Source organism: Achromobacter sp. PD1 (assembly GCF_048541815.1).
GTDB lineage: Bacteria > Pseudomonadota > Gammaproteobacteria > Burkholderiales > Burkholderiaceae_B > Achromobacter > Achromobacter bronchisepticus_A.
In genome coordinates this window covers 2,291,805-2,316,891 of sequence record NZ_CP183349.1, presented here as the reverse complement: position 1 = coordinate 2,316,891, position 25,087 = coordinate 2,291,805, and the positions used below count along the sequence as shown (strand labels likewise).

Here is a 25,087-nt window from a genome sequence, read left to right as displayed (position 1 = left end):
GCCGTGTCCCGGCAGGAACTTGGATTAGAATGACCACACTCGGAAGCCTGGATGGCTTCGGAAGCCGCGCCATTCGATAGCCCATTCATGAGCAAGCCTTTGTCTGCACAGGATGTACGTATCATCGTCGCCGATGATCATCCGATCATCTCGCTTGCCGTGGCCGAATCTCTCAATGGGGTTCCGGGCTTCAGCGTCGTGGCGACTGCCCGCTCCGGACTGGAACTCCTTGCGGCGGCCCAAAACCACCCCTGCAACTTGATCGTGACCGACTTCACGATGCAGTCCGACGCAGCGGACGAGGACGGCCTGCGCCTCATCGAGCGCCTGCAGCGCCAATTTCCGCAGATCCCGATCGTGGTCTTCACGATGCTGACCAATAGCGGCATTCTCAGCCAATTGCGGCAACTGGGCGTGGCGGGCATCGTCGGCAAAGACGAACCCATCGACAAGCTGGTGGCGGTATGCGTACGCGCCATGACCGGAGCAGAGACGATCCTGTCGGCCGGCGTCGACAAGCGGCTCAGCCAGAATGATGTGACGATGGGAGGCGCTGGCCGCACCAAGAGCCTGTCGCCCAAGGAACTCGAAGTGGTGCGCCTGTTCGCGCTGGGGCTGTCGGTGACGGAGATCGCGCGCCGGCTGAACCGGTCCGTCGCAACCATCGGCACGCAAAAGCAGTCGGCCATGCGCAAGCTCAACATCGACAGCAACGCCGAACTGCTGCGCTACGCCGACGAACAAGGATTCGCCTGAGCGCCGTCCCGCCCGTCCACGCGTAACGCCCGGCTGCGCTCACCGCGCAACCGGGCGTTGCTTGACGCTGACCGGCCCTTACCAGCGATAGGTCACGTTCAACATCCCGCCTATCCCGCGCTGGTCGCCGCTACCGGCCAGGCCAGACACCTGGCCCGCCAGATAAAGGGACTTGCCTATCCTGCCCTCGGCGCCCATCTTCAACTCAGCCGCGTCGCGCAACGGCTTGACGCTGAAGCGCCCGTCACCGATCGCGACCTGCGGGGTGCCTGTATTGTGCAGCCAATTGGCCTCCAGGAACGGACGCATCGTCGCCCCAACCTCGGACTTGCCCAGAGGATAAACGCGCGCGCCGACCCGCGTGGTCACTGAATTCGCGCTGCCGCTCTCCAGCTTCATGCCCGGCAGCCTGGCGTCTTCGGCGTCGTACCGGGTGTAGGCCACTTGAACCTGAGGCTCGACCACCACGGCGGCCAGGACCGAACCGGGCGCGAACGGCCGCACCGCATAGCCTGCTTCGACCGAAGCCATCCAGGCATGGGCGTGATAGCGCGCCGATCCCAGTTCGCTGCTGATCTGGTTCGAGTAGCGGGCGTACTGCAGCGTGGAGTCCGCATAGGCGCCCAGGCGGGTGACGTCATTGGCGTAGGCCGTGGCATACACGCCGACGGAGTAGCCCGTAACCTTGCCCCGCGCTCGCGCGTTCACGGACGAGTTCGAGCCAGGCAGCATGAGCCGCGACGTGGAGTTCGCCCGCGCATCGCCGTAACCCGCCATCACGCCGGCAAACATGACGCCGTCCTGACCCGCGCGGGCGTGCAGCACATCGCCGCCCAACTGCATGACGTAGCTGTCCGTGTCGACGTCGACCTTGCCCTGTGTCATGCGCAGGCCGCTGTCGTGGCTACCTTTCACGCGCGCCCAGAGCGTATTGCCGGCTTTATCCGTCGCATCATTAGCCGACGGGATCCGACCCACCGCGCGGTCATGCAGGCTGTGCATGAACATCCGCGTCGCCGCCAACTGGTTGCCCAGGTACGCGCCACTTTCCGGCGAGACGTTGACGTAGCCCTCGCCGCCGGGCGGGGTGATCTCGGGCGGCGCCACCGGCCCGCCGGGCTCAGTGACCGGCGGTTCCGGCTTTTCCGGGTCGACCTCACCGCCTGGATCCGTGATCGGCGGCTCCGGCGTTTCCGGGTCGACCTCGCCGCCCGGCGTATAGACGGAAGTCAGGTACCAGTCTGACGCCACGCCATTGGCGCCGCCGCGCACAAGGCTGTAGTCATAGCCATTGATCGCGATGGTTCCCGCGCTAGCGCGGTAGCCCGTCGACCCGGCGTCCAGGCGAAACGCGTCCGCAGTGGTGGTGCCTCCGTTGATCGTTTCCACCAGTCGGATGCCTTGCGTGGTCTGCCCGCCCGCGCCGCCCGCGTTGACAATACGCATGGCCGTGGTGCCGGAGGTGGAACCGCCGTCGATCACCAGCTTGTCGGTCAGGGAACCATCATCGCCCAGCCGAGTGTTCATGACCAGCGTGCCGCCGCCGGCGTAGTCGTTGACGGTCACCGTCTTGAAGCCCGCGTGCGCGTCGGGTGCGACGAAACTCACCGTGCCCGCGTTGTTCAGGACGCCGAAGGAAGAATCGCCCCGAACATTCCAGGTGCTGGTGGCGTCCACGCCCAGACTATTGATGCGGCCCCCGCGGGAGATGAGCGCGCCGGTCAACACGCTGGAGTTCTTGAGCGCAACGTCCACTACGCCGCTGTCGGCCAGGATGTCACCGACCAGGGTGGAGCCAGCGGCGTCCAGGTTGACCTGCCCCGCTTCGATGGTCGTGGTAGTGCCGCCGCTGGTGACATCGATCGCCCGCGCGTGCAGAAGCAAGGCGCCGTCCTCGACACCGCCACGGCGCGCCGTGACTTGCGCGTCGCGCAGCGTGAAATCATGGTTGCCGCCAGTGACCAGCAACGCCGTGGCGTCCTGCGTGTCGACGCGGCTTCCGTTCGTGAGGAATAGCGTATTGGTGATGTCATCGCCCGTCACGTAGCTCCAGATCCCGAATGCGTCGACGCCTTGGGTACTCAGCTGCGTGCTGTCCAGCATCACGATGGTCCGGTTGCTCATGGCGAGGCCCGTGGCGTCGACGCCGCTAGTGCGCACGACGGTTCCTGTCGCGCTGACCTTCGAGTTGGTTCCGCTGGAAAACAGTCCGTGCGCCACGACGCCTTCGGTTTCGATGGTGGAGTCCGTCAACGAAATGCTGGCGCCGGATACCCGCGCCAGCGCGCCAACCGAACCCGCGCCGCTGGTCTGGATCCGTGTGCCGTAGGTTTCTATGGTGGCCTGGGTTCCCCCTTCGCGCGACGCATACAGCCCATGCGCATTGTTGCCACGCGTGGTGATGGAGCCCCCGCGCAGGATCGCGCGGCCCCGCCGGTTGTCGATACCGAGCGACTGGGAGTCGATGTGCAGGCCGACCGCGTCAAGTTCGCTATCGACGCCGATGAGCCAGATCCCCGCTCCCCACGAACGCGTGGCCGAGATTGATACGTCGCGCAGCTTGGCCGAAGCGCCGTCCGCGTTGAGATTGATGCCGTACCCGTTGGAACTCGACAGCGTCGCATCGCTGACTTCCACGGCGCCGCCCGGGACGCCGTAAACGCTGTTCGCCATGATCGCGTCGCCATAGGCGGTCACCGAGCCGCCCGCCATCACGAGCCTCCCGCTTTCCGCGTCGATGCCCCTGCCGGAGACAGCCGTGAGGTGCGTGTCCTTGAGCGACAGCGTCGACGTGGCGCCTCTCGCGGCCATCGCGGCGATCGTATTGCCACGCACGCTGGCATTGACGCCTGTCAGTTCGACCCGACCGCCGTTATCGACATAAACGGCGGCGCTGTTATTGGCGGCCGTGGTGATATCGAGGGACTCCGCCGTGATGAGGGAGTTTGCGCCTTCCGCGCGCAATCCGGTGCTGCCGTTGTTTGCCAGGGAGACGCTGCCGCCTTTCAGGGTGACTTTTCCGCCCGACTGCGCGTAGGCCCCATGGGAATACAAGCCCGCGGTGCTGATTTCGGTATTGACGGCCGATATCGAACTGCCCGCGCCCGTCGCATGCAGGCCATATGCGTAATACCCGGTGCCCACGGTCTGCACGCTGCCGTTGGACAGTTCCGCCGCCCCGCCCTGGCTGGCCTTGACGCCCGGGGTGTTCTGGCCGCCTGCTCCGCCCGCGGTGATACGGATGCCGTCTCCGATCACCTTGTTGCCCGCGATAGAGACAGTGATGGCTGCTCCGGCGCCAGCATGGGTGACCGTAGCCCCGGACTCCAACGTCATCTGCGTGCCGCCCGTTGGATCCGATACATCCACCTGGCCGAGTTCCGCCGCAACGCCGACGACCGGGTAGGCGGGAAGCGTGGCGGCCAGTATGCCGATCATAATGGGGGTGAGATGCTGGTTCATGGTGGATTCCTTGGCCCCTGCCAAGGTCCGCTGACGAACATCGCAAATCACCCGCGATAGTGCATTGCCTATCGATCAATAAGCCTGCGACCTGGACAAGGAGAGAATGAAGAAGAGGCCTCATTCTCTAGAGTCAAGGCTCCAGCAAGAATCATAAGATTATTAAAACCCCATCCCCCCGGTCGGCAACCTCTCTCTACGTGCCCAACCACGCCAACAGCGCCCCAGCCGCCACGCACGCCATTGCCAGCGCCGACCAGGCCCGCCCTGCGCTACGGGCGCCAAATACGCCCACCGCGATCGCGGCATATGCGACAAAACTCAATAGCGTTCCAGTCAGTACGCCCACAGCCCGCGACGCGCCGGCCACGGCCGGCAGAATCAGCGCCAACGCCGACATCGCCAGGGCCGACACCAGATAGCCGCCCGCGGCGGCCGCCAGCACGCGGCCGCCGGTCCGCCATCGCTGTGCCGCGGTTCCGTCGCCGGCGAGCCGCGCTTTCCGCGGCTGCGCTGCAGCGGCCGTTGGCTCACCCCCCCAATGCCGCCGCAGCGCGCAAGCCATGTATGCCAGCGCCAGGCCGAAGACGAGCGCGGTGAGTTCCACCGCTGCGAGCAACCCCTCCCCGCTGACGGCATACGCCTGCAAATGCCGCCCGGTCGTCGCCCAGTTCAACACCGGCAAACCCACGCATAGCACGGCCGCTGCTGCCAGCTGCTCGATCCACGCTTGTCGGGGCTGGCGCCACAACGCATGGGCCAATGAGGCGGTCCACACCGCGAAAAAGAACTGAATCTCTGCGGCGCTGCGCTGGGGCCAGGACGCCGGAATCAACCTGTTGCCGTAAAAGTAGGCGATGCTTGCCAGCGCAATGCCTGCCAGCGCGGCGACGTTGAAGGCCTCGACCCAACGGTAAACCAGAGCCGTGGCCCCGCCGAACTCATGCTCGCTCTTCCTGCGCCGCTTGATGGAGAACAACAGCGTACCGATGGCGATCATGGCGGTGCCCATCAGACCGCTGAAGAAGTACAGCCACTTGATGGTCCATCCGCCGAAATCCGCCTTGTGCAGGGCTTCGATCGTCTCGTGGACCTGCCTGGCTTCAAACCCGTCGTGCTGAGCGGGCACGACCTGCAATACCGCTGCGCTTGCCGCATCGAACGCGACGCGGCTGGCATCGGTGAGCAGCTGCGGGGCCGCGCTGGCCAAGGGCTTGCGGCCGGACACCAGGACCATGCTGCGGGCGTCGCCCGGACGGTCTATCGTGATGCGCGCAGCATCCTGCCCGGTCAGCTCGCGCGCGCGCGATAGCAAGGGATACAGATCCGGCACCCCGCCCAAACCCGGCCCTGCGAAGCCAGGCGCAGGCAGCGCAGGCGCAAGTTGGGCCTGGTAACGGCGATAGGCGCCGGCGTCCCCGCCATACACCGCATGCAGCGGCCACGGCATGTAGCTGGTGTAGAAGAACGCCAGTCCCGTGTACCCGATCATGAACAGGAACGGCAGCGTCAGCACCGCCGTGGCGTTATGGGCATCCAGCCAGCTGCGCAGCCCCTTGCCCGGGCGAAAAGTGAAGAAATCCTTGAAGATGCGCTTGTGCACCACCACGCCCGAGACCAGCGCGACCAGCATGCACATGGATATCCAACCCACCAGCCAGTAACCCGGCAAGCCGCCGTGCAAGGTGTAGTGAAAGGACATGAAATGCCGGCCGCCCTCGGTCTCGCGTATCTGGGGCGGCGGCTGCACCGCGCCAGTCCGGGAGTCCAGCCAGACCTCGTGGCGCGCGCCATCGTCCGTGCGCCAGGACAGCTGCACGGGCCAGCCGGGTCTGGCCGGCAGGGCGATATCCCAGGCGGAGGCCGCCGCGGCGCGGGACGACAACTCCTGCGTTGCCCGCGGCAGCCACTGCTTGGCATCCGCAGCGGCATCAGAGGCGGAGCTGGCCGGCGGCCCCGCTTCCATCCAGCGCGTGATGGGTTCCCGGAACACGCTGAGCGTGCCGGTCAGGAAGATCGCGCACAGCAGCCAGCCGCAAGTCAGGCCGCACCAGGTGTGCAGCCAGGACATGCTTTGACGGAATACCCCTTTCACAATCGGGTCCGCAGGCCGCAGCGATCACCGACCGACAACCGGCCGGTCACAACGTGCCCCGCAAGGTCAGCATCACGTTGCGGGGCTCGCCGTAATGGTTGCCGCGCCGGATCTGGCTGACCATGCCGTAGTAGTCCTTGTCGAACACGTTCGCCACGTTCAGGCTGGCGGACCAGTGCTTGTTGATGCGATAGCCCGCGCGCAAATCCCACACCGCGCGGCCGGGCGCGCCCATCCGCACCGACATGTCGTCGTAGGCCTTGTACGAGTAGCCGCTTTGCGCCGACACGCCGCCGCCGACGCTGAAGGCATTCCAACGGCCCGGCAACTGGTAGGTGGTGGACAGGCGGAACAGATGGCGCGGCGTTTCCGCGCTGATCGTTTCGCCTTCGTCGTCGCGGCTGGTGACGTAGGTGTAGCCGGCCATCACCTGCCAGCCCGGCGACAATTCCCCGCTGGCTTCCAGTTCAAAGCCCTTGCTGCGCAGGGTGCCGCCGTTGCGATAGCAATTGGGCGAGGCCAGCGAACCCGGGCAGTTGCCAGGGGCAGACATGTCCTCCACGGCGATGCCGGACTTCTTCACCGCGAATACCGCGGCGGATACGTTCAGGCGTCCGTCGTAGAGTTCGCCCTTCACCCCCGCCTCGTAATTGGCGCCGATGGACGGGTCCAGCGGCTTGCCCGAAGACGTTACGTAGGTGCTCTGCGGCTGGTAGGTGTCGGCGTAGCTGGTGTAGACCGACCATTGCTGGTCCAGGTCGTAGACCAGTCCGGCATAGGGCGTGAATTCATGCTTCTGCTCATAGTCCCGGGTTCTCGCGCCCGTCAGCCCGTCGTCGGACCGGTACTTCAGCCAGCTGAACTTGCCGCCCAGCAGCAAATGCAGGGGCTCCGCCAGTTGCAGGCGCATGCTGCCGTACAGGCTGGTCTGCTCCAACTGCGAGGTCTCCTTGCTGTCCCACGCTGGACGCGCCGGCTCAGGGATGGAGGAATGGTCCGGGTGGTACACGTTGATGGGCGAGTCGCTGTCCAGATTCGCCGACTTCTGATTGACGCGCTGGCGCGACCAGCTGGTGCCAAGCAGAATCTGGTGCGTGCCGCCCAGCGCCTGGAAACTGCCCGTCGTGTTCAGATCGACGCCATCGCTCTTCACCCGCGCATTGTTGAAGTAGATGGTGTAGAAGCTCGAACCGACGCCAGTCGCCCGATCCACGCCGCCGATCGGAATGGCCACGCGCTGGTCCAGGTCCACCTCGGTGTGGTTGAGAGACAGGCGCAGCTTCCAGTCCTTGTCGAACCGGTGCTCGGCTTCGGCGAACACTTCGTTCACCTGGCCCTTCTGCCGATTCCAGTCCTGGATCAGCGAGGTCGAGCGTGAAACGTCCAGCGCGCCGCCATCGGTATAGCGCGGCAGGCCGAACAGCCAATAGCCGTCCGTGTCGGTGGCCTGGTGGCGCGCCCCGAACGTCAGCGTGGTGTCGCGCCCGAGATCGGCGTCGATCACGCCGTAGACCAGGGGCGACTTCGACTTCGTGCCATCGTAGAAGTAATGGCGGTCCTGATAGGCGGTCACCAGGCGGCCGCGCACCGTGCCGGACTCGTTGAGCGGGCCGCCGCCATCAAGTTCCATGCGGTAGTTGTTCCAGGATCCGACCGTGGTGGAACCCTCGAAATGGCCTTCGCCGCGCGGGCGCTTGCGCACCATGTTGATCGCGCCGCTGGGGTCCGCCGAGCCCAGCATCAAGCCGGCCGCGCCGCGCAGCACTTCGACCCGGTCGAATACCGCGGTGTCGATGGGCAGCCAGCCCACCGGGGCATAGACCACCCCGGCCACGCCATCGACCAGATAGTTGTTGTCGTCGACGGTGAAGCCGCGTATCGAGAACTTGTGGTTGCCGAAGTTTCTGGCCGTCTTCGTCACGCCGGTGGTCTGCGCCAGCGCCTCGTCCAGGGTGGTCAGGTTCTTGTCGTCCAGCAACTGGCGCGTGAGCACGCTGACCGACTGCGGCGTTTCCCTGACCGACTGCGTCATCTTGCTGATCGTGATGGCGTCGCTCGTGTACGAGCCGGTTCCTTCGGTGGTCGGATTGCCCACGCCGCTGCCGCTGACCGTCACCGACTGCAGCGTCACCGCATCGCCCGACGATTGCCCGATGGCCGTCAAGGTGTACACGTTCGGTCTGGCGCTGTTCACGCGCACATTGGCGCCGGCCAGCAACTGATCCAGCGCCTCCCGCGGCGTAAGGCGGCCATTGACCGCTGGCGCGCGCTTGCCCGCCACCACGGCCTCATCGAACAGCACCTGATGCCGGGACTGTTCCGAAAACAGCCTCAAGGCATGTTCCAGCGGTTGAGCCGGAATGCTGAAATCCACCTGCGCCTGCTGCTGCGCGTGCACCGCAGCGGGCGACGCCAGGGCGGCCAGCGCGCACGCCACCATCACCGGCATGGCCCTGAGTTGCATGCCCGCCGTCAACGCGCCGCCAGCCAGCGCGTCCTTCAACAATCCCCGTCCCATTCCCGCTCCATCGTTGTTGGCCGCTACCGGCCTTGCGGGAGTAAACGGATTGCGGCACGGGATTGGGAACCCGCATACCGCCTGCAAACAAAAATAATTTCCAGGCAGGCGCCTGCACGCTCAGCGATCCAGGATCAGGTAGCCGCCGTCGGGCGCGCGCTTGACCTGCACCGGCAGCAGATCCGGCAGGGCTTCCAGGAATGCGGCCGGCGCATTGGTCGCGGCAAAGCCCGAGACCGGCAGGGACTTCAGGCCCGGGTTGTCCAGCGCCACCGGCTTGCCCAAGTACTGCGCAACTTCCTGGGCCACTTCGCCCAGCGGCGTGCGCCGGTACGCCAGACGGCCAGTGCGCCATCCGCCCACCCCGTCCGGCACCGCCGTCACCGCCTGATGGGTGGCGTTGCGCGCATCCACGGTCACGCCTTGTTCCGCGCCCAGCGACAGCTCCGGCCTGGCCTGGTCGCGGTCGGGCTGCACGCGCACGCGGCCGTGCGACACCTTGACGATGACTTCCTCTGGCGTGTTGCGCACATTGAAGGCCGTGCCCACCACGGTGATCCTGCTGCGGCGGGCATCAACGGTAAATGGCCGGCCGGCGTCCGGCGCCACGTCAAAAAACCCTTCGCCCTGGTTCAACACCAGCTCGCGGCGCCGCGGGTAGTAGCGGACCTCCAGCGTGCTGCCGAAATTCAACGCGACATGCGAGCCGTCGGGCAGGTCCAGCTGACGCACCTCTCCCGCGGCGGTGCTCACGCTCAGTACATAGCCGGGCGTGTTGTCCCAGCGATACCAACCGTAGCCGCCGCCCACCACCAGCGCCGCACAGGCGGCGGCGAAGGTCTTGGAGAAACCCGGTTGCCCCAACAGCGCGCCCCAGAAGCCCGGCCGGACGGAGGCCTTCCGCGAAGCGCGGCGCGGCAAGCGCGGGGATGAACGGCTGGCGGCCTGCGCGTCGGAGGCCAAGGCGGGCCGCGGCGCCTGCGACAGGTCCTCCCAGGTTCGCGATACCCGCGAATAGGCCTGCCGATGCGCGGGCCGCGCGGCCAGCCAGGCATGCAGCTCCTCTTCATCGGCGTCCGACCAGCTGGCATCCTGGCGGCGCACCAGCCACTCGGCCGCCGCTTCGTGCAGGGCAAGCGTGTCCGGCGAGGCAGAGGAAGACGGGTCGGTCATGACGAGGCAGCGTCGCTGTTGTTGTTATTGTCCAGGCCGGCATCGCCGCCAGCAGGCCGATGCAATTGCTGCATCTGCGCAACCGTAGCATAGTGCACGCGGACCTCGCAGTACGCGATGGCCCGCGCCAGATGCTTGACGACCATGCGCCGCGATATCTGCATGCGGGCAGCGACTTCGTCCTGAGTCAATCCATCGAAACGGCTCAGCACAAAGGCTTCACGCTGGCGTTCGGGGAGTTCCTGCAAGGCTTCGCCCAGGCGCGCAAGCCGTTGCTGATGCGCGGCCGCGCGCATGGGACACGCCGCATCGCCCGCCGCCATGGCCTGCACGCCCTCTTCCGCTTCATCGAGCGACACCGTCTGCAAGCGCCGGCCTGCCTTGCGTTCGCGGAATTCGTCCGCCACGCCGTTCAACACCGTCCTGCGCAGGTAGGCGCCCTGTTCATCGGAAGAGTCCAGCGCGGGATTCGCCGCCACCCATTTGACGACGCCATCGTGCAACGCGTCTTCGGCGCTGCCTATGCTGCCCTTGAACCGCGCCAGGCCGCGCATGAGCGGCAAGCGCCAGCGCGCGTAGGCTTTGGCGATCGCGCTGGAATCTCCGTTCTTGTCGTCGGCGGATGCGGGTGTCGTGTCGGACGCCAGCAAAGGGTTGCGGCTCATGCGGCGCGGGTCATTTGAAAGTGGCCGGATTGTACTGAGATTTATTCTCAATCGCAATGCAGCCCGGCCCCGTGCCTTTCACCCATCCCTACCAGCCTCGCGACTCACGGCGCCACTTGATACCCGCGCTGCTGCATGCAATTGCTGTACGCGGAGGCCGCTGCCGCATTCTGCTGCGACGCTTCGGCGCGATCCTGGCGGCGGTCCTGGCGTTGCCGCGAACCGCCCACAACCATCCCTGCCGCCGCCGCGTCTTTCGCCTGGTTCTGCCGGTACTGCTGCTTGGCGTCGTCGCTCATCCGGTCGTAGACCTCCTCGTGCTGATTGCCGCGCACGCCGGCTACTGCCGCACCTGCTGCCGCGCCCGCGGCGGCGCCACGGACCCGTCCGCCGGATTTAGGATCGTTCGTGCTGGCGCTGGCGCCGCTGCCTGACAAAGCCTGGCATGCGCTGATGTCCTGCTGGGTGGTTTGGGGCGACTGCCCTTTGAGCGGCGTTACCGTCTGTGCGCCGGCGCACAGGCAGAACAGGGAAAGCAGCGTCGCGGTACAGGGGCGTATGGACTTTTTCATGAAAAACTCCATTGATGGTGAGGGACCCTGGACGTTTCAGTTTAGCGCCGCCTGGCTGGCCGCGATCGCCTGCCAGGCACAGTTACTTCCTGCGGAAATCAGGCCGGAACCCCGCCCGCGGATTCCAGCGACAGCGCCCTGCCCGGCACCAATTCATAGCAGCCGCGGCGCAGCTTGCGGATCTGCAAGGGTCCGCCCCAATCCGCCAGGCGGCGCTGCAATAGCAACAGGCGCACGCCCAGGTTGTCCTGCACATCGGGCAGTCCCAGGGCGCTTCCGGCCAGCCGCAGTTCGCGCGTGGAAAAGCCCCAGCGGCCGTGGCGCTGCGCATCGCAGGCCAGCTTCCACAGAATCGCTCCCGCCACGCCCTTGATCAGGTATTGCCCGTCGATGAAGACCGTGCCGTCGCGCGGAAAGTAGCGCAGGCTGAGAGGCGCGCCCGGCTGCGCCGCCAGCCCGATCGACGTCTCCTGCGGCAGCGGAGCGCCTGCATCCAGCTCGGCGCCTTGCAGCGTTACCAGGGCTTGCGCCAGCTGCGCGCACAATACCGCCAAGGCATCCTCGTCGTCATACCCGAAGAACTGGTCGTTCTCGCTTTCGACCAGCAGCGCGCCCACTGTGCGCCCCCGCGCGCGCAGCGGGACGGCCAACTGGCTGCAAGGGGTGGCCAGGCCGGGCAGCGCGATGGGCAGGCCTTCGATCGGGCCCAAGCCGCTGGCCATCTCGTGCAGGGTGCGGCCGTACCGGTACATGCGCGCCATATGGCCGATGCGCAGCGCCACGCCTTCGCGCGCGGCTACGCCCGCCAGGCCGGCTCCGGCCAGCGGCACTTCGGCGCCCACGCCCTGCTGCGCATAACCCATGCTGGCCAAGGCATACAGGGTCTGGCGCTGCTCATCCAGCAACCAGAGAATGGCATGGCTCACCGCCAGATCGCGGCGCAAGCCATCCATGGCGACCTGGGGCAACAGGCTAAGCTCGTCGCACTCGGCAAGCCGTGCCGACACGGCCCGCGCGCCGGCGGCCAGATCGCAGCGCGGCTGCAGCGTCGGCAGCGACGCGCCGGCGTGCATGGGCTGGATGTCCAGCACCTCGTAGATGTCGGCGCCGCGCAGCCGGAACACGTGTTCCATGCCGGTATGCGCGGCAATGCCGGCCAGCTTGGCGCGCAGGCGCTCGAACACCGGGCCTTCGGTTTCGGTGCGCAGATAACGCAATTGCAAAGCCAGGCTGGCCCCGGTGCAAGGGTCCTCCACCATCAGGCTGGCACGCCCGGTGGCGAGAATGTTCTCGCGGCTGCGGTTGAAGAACTGGAAGGTCAAGGCCACGTGGCAGCCATCCACGTACTCCACGTGCGACAGCAGATTGACATGGGGGATGCCATCGGCCGAGACGCTGCACAAGGTGGGCGGAATGCCGCCATCCAGGACACGTCGAACCGCCAGCAGGGTCAATGCGCTCATGGGCCAGGCTCCAGTTCCACTGCCTGCCCGGCATGCGGACCCGGCGTCTGGTTCCAGGCTCCCGCCACGGTAAAGCGCAACGCCACCAATTCGTGCACCGCCACGCCGTACCAGTGGTCCAGGAAAGGCGCCCCCGCGAAACCGTCGACTTCGGCGAGCTCCCGGGTCAGCGTGTTGCGCCGCAATGCCAGCAATTCGGCATGCGCGGGCAAGGCGGCTTCGACGCGGGCGTCGCGGCCTTTGAGATGCAGCGTGCGGTTCGTGCGGGGCGAGGTGGCCAGCATGGCGACCTGCGCGGTTTCGCGGATGGCGGCCACGACCCGGGGCGCGGCATTTTCCGCCACCAGCACCAGCATGCGGCCGTCCGGCAGCGTATCGGCGGCCAGGGCTCTGCAGACATGGGGATTGCCGTCTCGATCGCAACTGCCCAGCCGCAGCGAAGGCAGCATGGGCAGGCACAGGATCCATTCGGCGGGCAGTATGGGCACGGCGGGAAACCCCTGGGCTGTTGAAGCTCGACGGTGCCAGAAATCATAGCCCAAGGCCCCTGCCCGGATGGCATGGCAATTAGCGTTTTTTTAGCGCTTGCTTAACAAACTCTTAGCAACGCGCGCAGCGCGGCGTTCCTACACTTTCCTTGCCCGGTTTCCGGACCGAATCCGGCCATTTCCGGGCAACCGGCAACCGCCTCGCCCGTCCTCTTTTCAAGGCCAGCACCATGAACTGCAATACCGAAGCCCAGTATTTCCCTACGTCCAGCGCCGGCATGCCCCCGCGCATGGACATCTATGTCGGCATCCACAAGGCCTTGCGCGCCATGATGCTTGACACGCTGCTGGCCGTGGGCCGCGTCGACACGGCCGACCCCGCCGAAACGCGCGCGGCATGCGAACGCGTGCAGGCGCTGGCCGACATCTGCGCCAGCCACCTGGGACATGAAAACGATTTTTTGCATGCGGCGATGGAAGCGCGCCGCCCCGGATCCAGCGGGCGCATCGCCGCGGAGCATGTCGAACACCTTGCGGCAATTGCCCGCTTGCGCGCCGCGGCCTCCGCCCTGCTTGCAGCCGGCTGTGGCGCAACGCAAGCAGAAGCCGCGCTGCTGCTGTACCGGCAACTGGCGCTGTTCGTCGGCGAGAACTTCGCCCATATGCACGTGGAGGAAACGCAGCACAACCAGGTATTGTGGTCTTGCTACAGCGACGATGAGCTGCGCGCGCTGGAAGGCGCCATCGTGGCATCGCTGCCGCCGGCCGAGAACCTTTGCATCATGCGCTGGATGGTTCCGGCCATGACGCCCGCCGAGCGCGCCGAACTGCTGGCAGGCGTACGGGCTGCCGCGCCCGCGCCTGTCTACGCCGCCGTGCTCGACGCGGTGCGGCCGCATCTGACTCGCGCGGATTGGGTCAAGCTGACCCGTGCGCTGACACCATCCGACACCGCTGTGCGGATCGTGGCCTGAGAGCCGCGATCAATTCGCCTTTTCGTCCTCGCCCTTGTAACCGCTGATATAGGCGCGCCCCGAGCAGCGCACGAAGGCCACGCAGGTCAGGCCGCCGCTCTTGGCGTCGCAGGTGGCGCGCGCCTCGTTGCGCGCGGCCACCGGATCTGGATTCTTCGCGGTAAAGCTGGTGCCGCGGCCCTTGCTGCCCTTGCCCCAGGCCATGCCGACGCAGGTGTCGGTATAGGTGAGCACCGTGCGGCAGCCCACGCAGTCTTCCCACTTGAGCAAGGCGTCGACCGCTTCCTTCTCGCTCGGGTAGCCGTCGGCATAGGTCAGCTGGCCCGAGTCCTTCTCGGCCACGGAGCCCCAGTAGCCGCGCGAATCCAGCTTGGCCGACAGGGCTTCGAGCTGGGCTGGCGTGGCGCTGTCGGGCGCCTTCAGGTCGGCTTCGCTGTAGCCGGGGCCAACGCACAGGGGCATGACGGCAAGCTTGCACTTGCCGTCGGCGCTGTCGTTGGTGCAGGTGCGGATAGCCTTCTTCGCGGCGACCTCGGAAGACACGCTGGCACCCCAGAACAGGTCGTCGCGCGAATTGCGCGAGAACGCCACGCAGCTGTCGGAGAATGAGGTCACGCTCTTGCAGCCCTTGCCGCCGGCCTTGTTGCACTTGGCCAGCGCGGCGTCCTGCGCTTCCTTGGTGGAAGTTTCGGGCATGACCCAATACAGCTTGGCGTGCGCTTCGTCGGTGGCCACGGCGCCGTACAGCGTGTCGGCATGCGCCGCGGGCGCAGCGGCCAGGCCCAGCGCCAGCGCGCCTGCGCCGGCCAATGCGGCCACGGTGGAACGGAACTGAACGAGCAATCGCGCGAGCATCATGGGTGTGCAATATCCAGTGGTTGTGGCGCCGCGCACCCCTGCGATCTGTCATCGCCAGGGCGCCCCGGGGCGCAGAACGCGCGGATCGTAACACGTTACAGTTTGTCTTCCATGCCCTGCTTTTCCACGTTTCCAGGCATTACGTAACCAATTTTGCGACGGCTGAAAGCTGATGCGCCACTATTTTTTCGTTAACATTCTGCCCTCATGGCGCAGCGCCGAGCGGCCGCTTGCGGGTATCCGCCGCCCTGCGGACGCTTCGGCGTCGCGATACGACTCGTCACGAAACGAAACCAAAACAAGACAAAATCTTGCGGTTGCTGAATTATGTTGCGGCACGCCGGATCTTTGAGGGAGCTAGGGCCCAGCATGAATAAATCGCGACTCCGTTCGACCTGGTTGCTGGGCCGCGCCCTGCCGGCGGCCTTGGCCCTGGCCGCCTTGGCCGGCTGCGCGCCGATGCCCACGGGCGGCAGTTCCACGCTGCCGTCGCTGACCAATATCTTCTCGTCCGGGCTATCGCTCTCGCCCAGCGTGAACGTGGCCAAGAACATGAAGGGCCGTCCGGTCTCCGACGCCATCACGGCGCTGGGCGAACCGTCGAAGAAGCGCGGCGTGGGCAACACGATGGAGCTCATCTGGTCCGACTACCAGACCGCCCCCTATACCGAATGGGTCTCGACCGGTACCTCGCAGCAGGTCGTGGGCATGATTCCGGCTACCTCGACCAGCGCCGCGACCCCCGTGTTCCAGAACACCAACCATGGCTATTACAACAACCGCACCAGGGTTTACGAATGCACCGTGGTGATGCGCATGCAGAACAGCGTCATTATCGACAGCCAGGTGGACGGCAACGTATGCCCTGAATTCATCGCCGCGCTGCGCAAGTGGGCCGGCGAACGCGAAGCCAACAACTACCGCAGCAATTAAGGCGGCGCCCCATCTTGTCGAACAAACTCGGAGCCCGCCATTTCGTCGCCGCGACGGCTGACGCCATACGCCAGCGGGGCCGGGCCATGCTGGCCGCGGCGCCCTGGTCCCTGGCGCTGTTCATCCTGTCGCTGCCTTTCGCCTTGCTGATCAGCAACCTGTTTCCGTACGGGAATGGGCTGTTCATGGCGCTGGCGCTGATCAACCTGATCGCGTTGGCGCGCATGACCTGCGCCTGGCATCGCGTCGTCAAGCCGGGCGACCTGACGGGCGTCGGCGCCCACCGCGGCAACGCGGCGCAGGCCCGCCACCTGGCGTTGCTTGGCGCGCTCGTCATCACAGCCACTGCGATGGCTCGAGCCACCGGAGACCTGCCCTATGTGATCTACATGGTGCTGGCCGGATCGAATGACGCTGTGTTCTGGAGCGCCTTGTGCGCCGCGCTGGCGCTGATCTGGGTGCCAACGCTGTACGCGCTGGCGATGTACGGCCTGAGCCTGCCGCGCGTTGCGGTAACCGGCAAGTACGGTTTCCAAGCCGCGCGCACCGCCATGCCGTACAAGCCCTGGCCGCTGATGCTGGCGTTGCTCATGTTGATCGCGGCGGCCGGCCACGCTGGCTACATCCTGGGCATGCTCGCGTACGGCTACCCGGATGTTGGGTTGGCGCGGGCTGCGATAAGCGCCCTGCTCTGCATCCCGCTCGTGTTTGTGGTGGCGGCGATGTATGCGGTTGCCTATCGCGATTCCTGCGAACCGGCTGCGCGGACGCCCTCCAGCCGTCCTTGAACCCGGGCGCAGGCCGTCCAATGAGGCGTCAGGCGCGTCTCTTGCTGCCATGCCCTAGTCCAAATCCGACGATCGCGGATACTCGATTTGGAGTATTGCCCCGCCACGCCAGAACTGCAAAAGTCGCTGGCAGCGGTTCCCGGGCCACCGTGTTGTCGATCATGTTGCCGCAGGCGCCCTCCCCCAAGTACTTATGAGCACGAGGAATCAGGAGATGTCGCCATGGACCCCAAGAGTTTTCATTTCATCCTTCCAGTGGACAAGCGCCCTTCGTTCAGCCCGCTGAACGAGGAGGTACACCCCGACTTCGGTTGGCTGACCGCGAATCGCGCACGGTCGCGCGGCGCCGACGTCTTCGCGGTGATCGATACGATCGTGATTCACGCCACGGCGGGTTATGCCACCCAGCACGCGATTGACACATGGAAGGATAGAAAGGCAAGCGCCCACTGGATCGTCCCGGATGAAGACGAGCCCCAGCACGGCCACTTCGTCTGGTCCGTGGTCGCTGAAGCCAAGGCGGCATTCCATGTCGGGGACGTCAACTACGCGCCGCATCTGGGCCAGGGTCCGAACGTCAATAACCGCAGCCTGGGAATCGAGATCGTCAACACCCAGGATGTCCAGAATTACAAGGACCCCTATTCGGATTGGCAAGTTGAAGCGACGGCACAGATCATTACCTATGCCTGGAGCAAGTATCCGAACCTGAAGCATGTCATTTCGCATGCCAAGCTGGACCCGAATCGCCGGTCGGACCCCGGAACCAATTTTCCCTGGTCCAAACTGGAGAATCTGGTGCTGTCCCATACTGCGGTGGCACAACGGAATCCGCTGGTGTTTGCCGCCTATGCCGGCGCGCCGCGGGCCGATTACGCGGGGAACTGCTGCGGACCGTGATCGCGAATCCGCGCGAAGCTGACATTTCACTGACGCAAAGACGCGAATAGTTATTATTCATATAGAATCCGGACTGTCCGCAACCCCCTAGCCTGGCAGTCCCGATGTCCCTGCCCCCTTCCACGGGCCCTGATTTCCCACGCAAATGCCTGATCCTGACCGCCGCGCTGGCCTTGGCGGCCTTGATCGCTTTGGCGTTCTGGTATGCCGGATCCAAGGGGTCCCCCGCCGCGCGCCCGCCCGAATATGGGCAGATTCCGGTAGCCGTCGCGGTTGCAGCCGCCAGCGCCGGTCCGCTGCAGCGCGACCTGCATGCGCTTGGCACCATAACGCCGCTGGCGCAGGTCACCCTGCGCAGCCAGGTCGATGGGGAACTGCTGAAGCTGCATTTCACCGAAGGCCAGGCCGTCGCGCGCGGCCAGCTGCTGGCCGAGATCGATGCGCGCCCCTACCTTGCGGCGCTGGCCGCGGCCGAAGGCGAACTGGCGCGCACCCAGGCGCTGCTGGAGAACGCCGAGGCCGATCTGCAGCGCTACCGCAAGCTGGCGCGCCAGGAAGCGGTGTCGGGCCAGCAGCTGGATACCGCCGAAGCCCAGGTGCGCGCCTATGCGGCCCTGCGGCTGCGCAACCAGGCCCAGGTGGCCGATGCCCGGCGCCTGCTGGACCACACGCGCATCGTCGCGCCCCATGACGGCCGTATCGGGCTGCGCCGCATCGACGCCGGCAACCACGTGCGCGCCGCCGACGCCGACGGCCTGACCACCCTGGTGCAGACCCGGCCGATCTCGGCGCTCTTCAGCATTTCCGAAACGCGCCTGGACATCTTGCGCCAGGCCCAGGCGCGCGACGCCGCGCTGCGGGTCCAGGCCTGGGACGCGGACGACCGCCGCCTGCTGGCCGAAGGCACTTTGGAGGCGCTGGACAACCGCATCCAGGCCGCCAGCGGCACCGTCCGCCTGCGTGCGCGCTTTGCCAATGCCGACGAATCGCTGTTCCCGAATCAGTTCGTCAACATCCGGCTGGCGGTGGTGCAGCAGGACAACGTCATTTCCATACCCACGGCCGCGGTGCAGTACGGCGCCGAAGGCGCCTTCGTGTTCGTGATCGGCGAGGACACGCGCGCCACCCGCCGCGTGCTGGAGCTGGGCCCCGCCAACGCCGGCCGCATCGTGGTGCAGGCCGGCCTGGCTGCAGGCGAACGCGTCGTGGTCGAAGGCGTCGACCGCCTGCACGACGGCCGTGACGTACAGATTGTCGAACCGCCGAGATCATGAGCCTGTCGCGCCCCTTCATCCTGCGCCCCGTCGCCACGTCCTTCCTGATGATCGCCCTGCTGCTGTCGGGCATCCTGGCGTGGCGCATGCTGCCCGTGGCGGCGCTGCCGCAGGTGGACTACCCCATCATCCAGGTGACCACGCAGTATCCCGGCGCCAGTCCGAACGTGACGGCCCGCACCGTCACCGCGCCGCTGGAGCGGCGCTTCGGGCAGATCCCGGGTCTGAAACAGATGTCGTCCACCAGCGGCAGCGGCATCTCGGTGATCACGCTGCAATTCTCGCTGGACGTATCGCTGGGGGTGGCCGAGCAGGAAGTCCAGGCGGCCATCAGCGCCAGCGGCGCGCTGCTGCCCAACGACCTGCCGACGCCGCCCGTGTACCGCAAGGTCAATCCCGCCGACGTGCCTATGCTGACACTGGCGGTCACGTCCGATTCCCTGCCGCTGCCGCAGGTCTACGACCTGGTCGACACCCGCATGACGCAACGCCTGTCGCAGTTGTCCGGCGTGGGCATGGTCAGCCTGGCGGGCGGCCAACGGCCGGCGGTGCGGGTGCAGGTCAATCCCATGGCGCTGGCCGCGCGCGGCCTGCAGCTGGCCGATGTGCAGGAAGCCATCGGCAAGGCCAATTCGAACCAGCCCAAGGGCAGCTTCGACGGGCCGGTGCGTTCGGTCATCATGGACGTCAACGACCAGTTGCAAAGCGCCGAGGAGTACCGCGAACTGATCGTCGCCTGGCGCAACGGCGCGCCGGTGCGGCTGGGTCAGGTCGCGACGGTAGAGAACGGCGCCGAAGACCGCTATCTGGCCGCCTGGGTCGACAAGCAGCCCGCCGTGCTGGTCAACATCCAGCGCCAGCCGGGCGCCAACGTCATCGCCGTGGCCGACCAGGTCAAGGCGCTGCTGCCGCAACTGACGGCCAGCTTGCCCGCCGCCGCGCAGGTCCGCGTGCTGACCGACCGCACCGAGAGCATCCGCGCATCGGTGCGCGGCGTGCAATGGGAGCTGGCCTTCGCCGTGGGCCTGGTGGTGCTGGTGACGTTCCTGTTCCTGCGCAACCTGCCCGCCACGCTGATCCCCAGCCTGGCCGTGCCGCTGTCCCTGATCGGCACCTTCGGCTTCATGCACCTGGCGGGCTTCTCCACCAACAACCTGACGCTGATGGCGTTGACCATCGGCGCGGGCTTCGTGGTGGACGATGCCATCGTGATGCTGGAGAACATTGCGCGCTATCGCGAGCAAGGCCACAGCCCCATGTCGGCCGCGCTCAAGGGCGCCGGACAGATCGGCTTCACGCTGGTGTCCCTGACGCTGTCGCTGATCGCGGTATTGATCCCGCTGCTGTTCATGGAGGACGTGGTGGGCCGGCTGTTCCGCGAGTTCGCGGTGACGCTGGCCGTCGCCATCCTGATATCGCTGGCGGTGTCGCTGACCCTGACGCCCATGATGTGCGCGCGCCTTCTGCCTGCGCACGAAGCGACGCGCCCCGGGCTGCTGGACCGCATCCAGGCGCGCTACGCCGGCTGGCTGGACCTGACCTTGCGCCATCAACGGCTGACGCTGACGGTAATGCTGGCGACGGTGGCGCTGACCGGACTGCTGTACCTGGCCGTGCCCAAGGGCTTCTTCCCGACCCAGGACGGCGGCACGCTGCAAGGGGTGACGCAATCGTCCCAGAGCATCTCGTTCGATGCCATGTCGCAGCGCCAGCAAGCGGTGGCCGAGGCCTTGCTGGCAGACCCGGACGTCGCCAGCCTGTCGTCCTTCATCGGCATCGACGGCATGAACGCCACCTTGAACACCGGCCGGCTGCTGATCAACCTGAAGCCCTGGTCAGAGCGCAGCGCGCCGCTGGCGGACATCATGGCGCGGCTGGATGGCCGCGCCCGCGAGGTCCAGGGCATTTCGCTCTACCTGCAGCCGGTGCAGGAACTCAATATCGAGGACCGCGTGAGCCGCGGCCAGTACCAGTTCACGCTGACCTCGCCGGACAGCGCGCTGCTGGCGCGCTGGACCCGCGCGCTGGCTGAACGCCTGGCGCAGGCGCCCAAGCTGGCCGACGTTTCCACCGACCTGCAAGGCGACGGCCGCCAGGCTTACCTGCAGGTCTCGCGCGACGCCGCGGCCCGCCTGGGGGTGACGATGGACGACGTGGCGCAGACCCTCTACAACGCCTTCGGCCAGCGCCAGGTGGCCACCCTGTTCACGCAGTCCAACCAGTACCGGGTGGTGCTGGAAGTGGACCGCAAGCTGGCGCTCAACCCGGACGCGCTGGAACGCATCCATCTGCAATCCGAAGACGGGCAGGCGATTCCGCTGTCGGCGCTGGCCACCGTCAGCGAGCGCGCGGCGCCGCTGGCCGTGAACCACCTGTCGCAATTCCCCGCGGTCAACCTGTCCTTCAACCTGCCCGCGGGCGGCTCGCTGGGCGCGGCCATCGCGGCCATCGAGTCGGCGCGGCAGGAGATCGGCATGCCGGTCAGCGTGGAGCTGCGCTTGCAGGGCGCGGCGGCGGCCTTCCAGGCCTCGCTGTCGAACACGCTGTGGCTGATGCTGGCCGCCGTGGTCACCATGTACTTGGTGCTGGGCATGCTGTATGAAAGCGCCATCCATCCGGTGACCATCCTGTCCACCCTGCCCTCGGCCGCGGTGGGCGCCTTGCTGGCGCTGCTGCTCACCGGGCGTCCGCTGGACCTGATCGCCGTCATCGGCATCATCCTGTTGATCGGGCTGGTGAAGAAGAACGGCATCATGATGGTGGACTTTGCGCTGGAGGCCGAACGCTCTCGCGGCCTGACGCCGCAGGCCGCCATCCGCGAAGCCGCGCTGCTGCGCCTGCGTCCGATTCTGATGACCACGCTGGCCGCGCTGTTCGGCGCGCTGCCGCTGATGCTGGCCACGGGCTCGGGCGCGGAACTGCGCCAGCCGCTGGGCTGGGTCATGGTGGGCGGGCTGCTGGTCAGCCAGGTGCTGACCCTGTTCACCACGCCTGCCGTGTACCTGTTCTTCCATCGCCTGGGCCAGCGCCGCGGCGCCGCGGCCGCCAAACCCGGGATGGAAGGCCCGGCGCCATGATCCGCGCCTTGCTGCACCGCCCGACCGCCTGCATCTTCCTGGCGATCGCGCTGACTTTGCTGGGCGCGGTCGCATGGCGGCTGCTGCCCGTGGCGCCGCTGCCCCAGGTCGACTTTCCCACCATCGAGGTGCGCGCCGAGCTGCCGGGCGCCAGTCCCGAAAGCATGGCCAGCACGGTGGCCGCGCCGCTGGAGCGTGCATTGGGCAGCATCGCCGGCGTCAGCGCCATGACTTCGTCCAGCAACCAGGGCGCGACCCGTGTGCAACTGCAGTTCGACCTGGACCGCGACATCAACGAGGCCGCGCGCGACGTGCAGGCAGCCATCAACGCGGCCCGCGCCGAGCAGCCCGCCGGCATGCCGGGCAATCCCAGCTATCGCAAGGTCAACCCGTCCCAGGCCCCCATCATGGCGCTGGCGCTCAGTTCGCCCACGCGCCCCGCGGGCGAACTCTACGACCTGGGTTCGACCGTGCTGGCGCAGAAGATCTCGCAGATCAACGGCGTGGGCGAAGTGACCATGGGCGGCAGCTCCCTGCCCGCGGTGCGCGTGCAAGTCAATTCCAACGCCTTGGCCCACTACGGCGTGGCGCTGGACGAAGTGCGCCAGGCCATCGCCGACGCCGCGCCCATGCGCCCGCAAGGCCAGCTGGATTCCGCCAGCCAGCGCTGGGAAGTCGGCACGCCCGAGCAGCCCCGCGCCGCGCGCGACTACGAAAGCCTGATCGTGCGCCACCAGGACGGCGCGGTGATCCGGCTGTCGCAGATCGCGCGCGTGAGCGACTCGGTGGAAAACCGCTACAGCAGCGGCTTTCACAACCGCAACCCGGCGGTGGTCCTGACCATCAGCCGCCAGCCGGGTTCGAACATCATCGAAACCATAGGCGCCATCAACCAGGCCCTGCCCGGCCTGCGCGCGCTGATGCCGGCCGACGTGGACCTGACCGTGGCGCTGGACCGCTCGCCGGGTATCAACGCCACCTTGCGCGAAGCGCACATCACGCTGGGGCTGGCCACCGCGCTGGTGATCCTGGTGGTGTGGGCGTTCCTGGGCAATGCGCGGGCGGCGGCCATTCCCAGCGTGGCGATTCCGGTGTGCCTGATCGCCACCTTCGCCGTCATGTACCTGTGGGGCTTTTCGCTGAACAACCTGTCGCTGATGGCGCTGATCGTCGCGGCCGGCCTGGTGGTCGACGACGCCATCGTGGTGCTGGAGAACATCTCGCGCCATATCGAGCGCGGCCTCTCGCCGCGCAAGGCCGCGCTGCGAGGCGTACGCGAAGTGGGCTTCACGCTGGTGGCCATGACCGTGGCGCTGAGCGTGGTCTTCGTGTCCATCCTGTTCATGGGCGGCCTGGTCGAGCGGCTGTTTCGCGAGTTCTCCATCACCCTGGTCGCCGCCACCGTCATTTCGCTGGTGGTCTCGGTGGCCATCATCCCCAGCCTGTGCGCCCGCTGGCTCAAGCCCGCCGGCCCGGCCACGCCCACGGCGAACGCGCGTCCATCGCGCATGCGCGCGATCTTCGAGCGCCTCCATGCCTGGTACGGCAGCACCCTGTGGCGGGTGCTGGGCCATGCCCGCCTGACGCTGTTGCTGCTGGCCGCCGTGGTGGGGCTGAACGTCTACCTGTACGTGCAGGCGCCCAAAGGCTTCCTGCCGGTGCAGGATACCGGCCAACTGGTGGGCTTCGTGCGCGGCGACGATGGCTTCTCGTTCCAGGTCATGCAACCCAAGATCGACCAATACCGCCAACTGGTGCTGAAGCATCCGGCGGTGCAGGACGTCATCGGCTACAACGGCGGCAGCCTGGGCATCAGCAACTCCCTGTTCCTGATCCGCCTGAAGCCCGCCGCCGAACGCAAGGAATCGTCGACCGAGGTCATCAACTGGCTGCGCACCAACGCCCCGGCCGTGCCGGGCGGCATGTTCTTCCTGAACGTGGACCAGGACCTGCGCATGCCCGGCGGCTTTGGCAACTCCGGCGACCATGAACTGGCCATCATGGCCAGCGACGTGCCGGCGCTGCGGCAATGGTCGCGCAAGATCTCCAAGGCCATGCAGGAGATCCCCGAGCTGCGCGACGTCGATGCGGAAGGCGACGGCGCCACCCAGCAGGTCGTGATCGACATAGACCGCGCCGCCGCGCAACGCCTGGGCGTGGACATGGGCACCATCAGCAGCGTGCTCAGCAACTCCTTCAGCCAGCGTCAGGTCGCGACGCTCTACGACGCCATGAACCAGTACCGCGTGGTGCTGGAACTGGACCCGCGCTACACCGAGGACCCCGAGGTGCTGGAACAGGTGCAAGTGGTCGCGGCGGACGGCACCCGCGTGCCGCTGACGGCCTTCGCCACCTATGACTACGGGCTGGTGAACGACCGCGTGTTCCATGACGGCCTGTTCGCCGCCGTGGGGGTGGGCTTTTCGTTGGCCGAAGGCGTGTCGCTACAACAGGCCCTGGCCGCCATCGACAGAACCATGGCCGAGCTGATGGTGCCCTCATCCATCCAGACCCGCCTGGGCGGCGACGCGCGCAACTTCCAGCAAAGCCTGCAGGACCAGCCCTGGCTGATCCTGGCGGTGCTGGTGGCGATCTACCTGGTGCTGGGCATCCTGTACGAAAGCCCCCTGCATCCGCTCACCATCCTGTCGACCTTGCCGTCCGCCGGCGTGGGCGCGCTGCTGGCGCTGCGCCTGGCCGGCATCGAATTCACGCTGATCGCGTTGCTGGGGCTGTTCCTGCTGGTGGGCATCGTCATGAAGAACGCCATCCTGATGATCGACTTCGCCCTCAGCCTGGAACGGCGCGAAGGGCTGACGCCCGAGCAGGCCATCCACCGCGCCGCCATGCTGCGGCTGCGGCCCATCGTCATGACCAACCTGGCGGGGCTGTTGGGCGCCCTGCCCCTGGTGCTGGGCATGGGCGAAGGCTCGGAGCTGCGCCGGCCGCTGGGCATCGCCATCGTCGGCGGCCTGCTCATCAGCCAGTTCTTGACGCTGTACACCACGCCCATCGTGTATCTGGCGCTGGAACGGCTGCGGTTGAAATGGAAGGCTGGCCGGCTGCGGCCTGGCCCCGAGGTCTGAAGCAC

The 25,087-nt window shown here is 66.8% G+C and carries 17 protein-coding genes; 8 read left to right on the top strand and 9 right to left on the bottom strand.

Annotated elements, in window-relative coordinates:
- Window positions 1–87 precede the first annotated feature (87 nt).
- Entirely contained in the window at window positions 88–756 is a 669-nt protein-coding gene (locus ACM1PE_RS10945; RefSeq protein ID WP_059379794.1) for a response regulator transcription factor, read from the top strand.
- Window positions 757–834: 78 nt separating this feature from the next.
- On the opposite strand, the gene ACM1PE_RS10940 is transcribed toward ACM1PE_RS10945, so the two are convergent.
- The 8 genes from ACM1PE_RS10940 to ACM1PE_RS10905 all read right to left on the bottom strand — a co-directional run bounded on the left by ACM1PE_RS10940 (window position 835) and on the right by ACM1PE_RS10905 (window position 13,192).
- Window positions 835–4,218 (bottom strand): autotransporter outer membrane beta-barrel domain-containing protein, encoded by a 3,384-nt coding sequence (locus ACM1PE_RS10940; protein WP_419343266.1) that lies wholly within the window; start codon window positions 4,216–4,218, stop codon window positions 835–837.
- Window positions 4,219–4,414: 196 nt separating this feature from the next.
- A complete protein-coding gene (locus ACM1PE_RS10935; RefSeq protein WP_419343265.1) occupies window positions 4,415–6,289 on the bottom strand; it encodes a PepSY domain-containing protein in 1,875 nt (624 codons plus the stop codon).
- Between the two features lie 70 nt (window positions 6,290–6,359).
- The gene (locus tag ACM1PE_RS10930) at window positions 6,360–8,831 is read right to left on the bottom strand and encodes a TonB-dependent siderophore receptor (RefSeq protein ID WP_059379667.1); all 2,472 of its coding nucleotides are present in this window, start codon (window positions 8,829–8,831) and stop codon (window positions 6,360–6,362) included.
- A gap of 120 nt (window positions 8,832–8,951) precedes the next feature.
- Window positions 8,952–10,004: a FecR family protein gene (locus ACM1PE_RS10925; protein ID WP_251880358.1), complete on the bottom strand. Its 1,053-nt coding sequence runs from the start codon at window positions 10,002–10,004 to the stop codon at window positions 8,952–8,954.
- The gene (locus ACM1PE_RS10920) at window positions 10,001–10,669 is read right to left on the bottom strand and encodes an RNA polymerase sigma factor (RefSeq protein ID WP_280016018.1); all 669 of its coding nucleotides are present in this window, start codon (window positions 10,667–10,669) and stop codon (window positions 10,001–10,003) included. The genes ACM1PE_RS10925 and ACM1PE_RS10920 overlap by 4 nt, the downstream gene beginning before the upstream one ends.
- Before the next feature lie 104 nt (window positions 10,670–10,773).
- Complete coding sequence (locus ACM1PE_RS10915; RefSeq protein WP_118932017.1) at window positions 10,774–11,241, bottom strand: YMGG-like glycine zipper-containing protein; 468 nt, start codon at window positions 11,239–11,241, stop codon at window positions 10,774–10,776.
- A 98-nt stretch (window positions 11,242–11,339) separates the two neighbouring features.
- Window positions 11,340–12,704 carry a GAF domain-containing protein gene (locus ACM1PE_RS10910; protein WP_419343264.1) on the bottom strand — a complete coding sequence of 455 codons (1,365 nt, stop codon included), beginning with the start codon at window positions 12,702–12,704 and terminating at the stop codon, window positions 11,340–11,342.
- Window positions 12,701–13,192, bottom strand: coding sequence for a pyridoxamine 5'-phosphate oxidase family protein (locus tag ACM1PE_RS10905; protein ID WP_118931929.1), 492 nt, complete (start codon window positions 13,190–13,192; stop codon window positions 12,701–12,703). The genes ACM1PE_RS10910 and ACM1PE_RS10905 overlap by 4 nt, the downstream gene beginning before the upstream one ends.
- Window positions 13,193–13,422: 230 nt before the next feature.
- On the opposite strand from ACM1PE_RS10905, the gene ACM1PE_RS10900 reads away from it, so the two are divergent.
- Window positions 13,423–14,166, top strand: a complete 744-nt coding sequence (locus ACM1PE_RS10900; protein WP_419343263.1) for a hemerythrin domain-containing protein — start codon at window positions 13,423–13,425, stop codon at window positions 14,164–14,166.
- A 9-nt stretch (window positions 14,167–14,175) separates the two neighbouring features.
- Here ACM1PE_RS10900 and ACM1PE_RS10895 read toward each other — a convergent pair whose 3' ends face one another.
- Complete coding sequence (locus ACM1PE_RS10895; protein WP_059379662.1) at window positions 14,176–15,024, bottom strand: DUF4189 domain-containing protein; 849 nt, start codon at window positions 15,022–15,024, stop codon at window positions 14,176–14,178.
- 369 nt (window positions 15,025–15,393) lie between these two features.
- On the opposite strand from ACM1PE_RS10895, the gene ACM1PE_RS10890 reads away from it, so the two are divergent.
- From ACM1PE_RS10890 to ACM1PE_RS10865, 6 genes are all read left to right on the top strand, one after another.
- Window positions 15,394–15,957, top strand: coding sequence for a hypothetical protein (locus tag ACM1PE_RS10890; protein WP_059379661.1), 564 nt, complete (start codon window positions 15,394–15,396; stop codon window positions 15,955–15,957).
- Window positions 15,958–15,971: 14 nt separating this feature from the next.
- Window positions 15,972–16,745 (top strand): hypothetical protein, encoded by a 774-nt coding sequence (locus ACM1PE_RS10885; RefSeq protein ID WP_419343261.1) that lies wholly within the window; start codon window positions 15,972–15,974, stop codon window positions 16,743–16,745.
- Between the two features lie 222 nt (window positions 16,746–16,967).
- Window positions 16,968–17,645: an N-acetylmuramoyl-L-alanine amidase gene (locus ACM1PE_RS10880; protein ID WP_419343260.1), complete on the top strand. Its 678-nt coding sequence runs from the start codon at window positions 16,968–16,970 to the stop codon at window positions 17,643–17,645.
- 104 nt (window positions 17,646–17,749) lie between these two features.
- A complete protein-coding gene (locus ACM1PE_RS10875) occupies window positions 17,750–18,919 on the top strand; it encodes an efflux RND transporter periplasmic adaptor subunit (RefSeq protein ID WP_419343259.1) in 1,170 nt (389 codons plus the stop codon).
- Window positions 18,916–21,996: a multidrug efflux RND transporter permease subunit gene (locus ACM1PE_RS10870; RefSeq protein WP_419343258.1), complete on the top strand. Its 3,081-nt coding sequence runs from the start codon at window positions 18,916–18,918 to the stop codon at window positions 21,994–21,996. Before ACM1PE_RS10875 ends, ACM1PE_RS10870 begins: the two co-directional genes overlap by 4 nt.
- Window positions 21,993–25,082: an efflux RND transporter permease subunit gene (locus ACM1PE_RS10865; protein ID WP_419343257.1), complete on the top strand. Its 3,090-nt coding sequence runs from the start codon at window positions 21,993–21,995 to the stop codon at window positions 25,080–25,082. The genes ACM1PE_RS10870 and ACM1PE_RS10865 overlap by 4 nt, the downstream gene beginning before the upstream one ends.
- Window positions 25,083–25,087 lie beyond the last annotated feature (5 nt).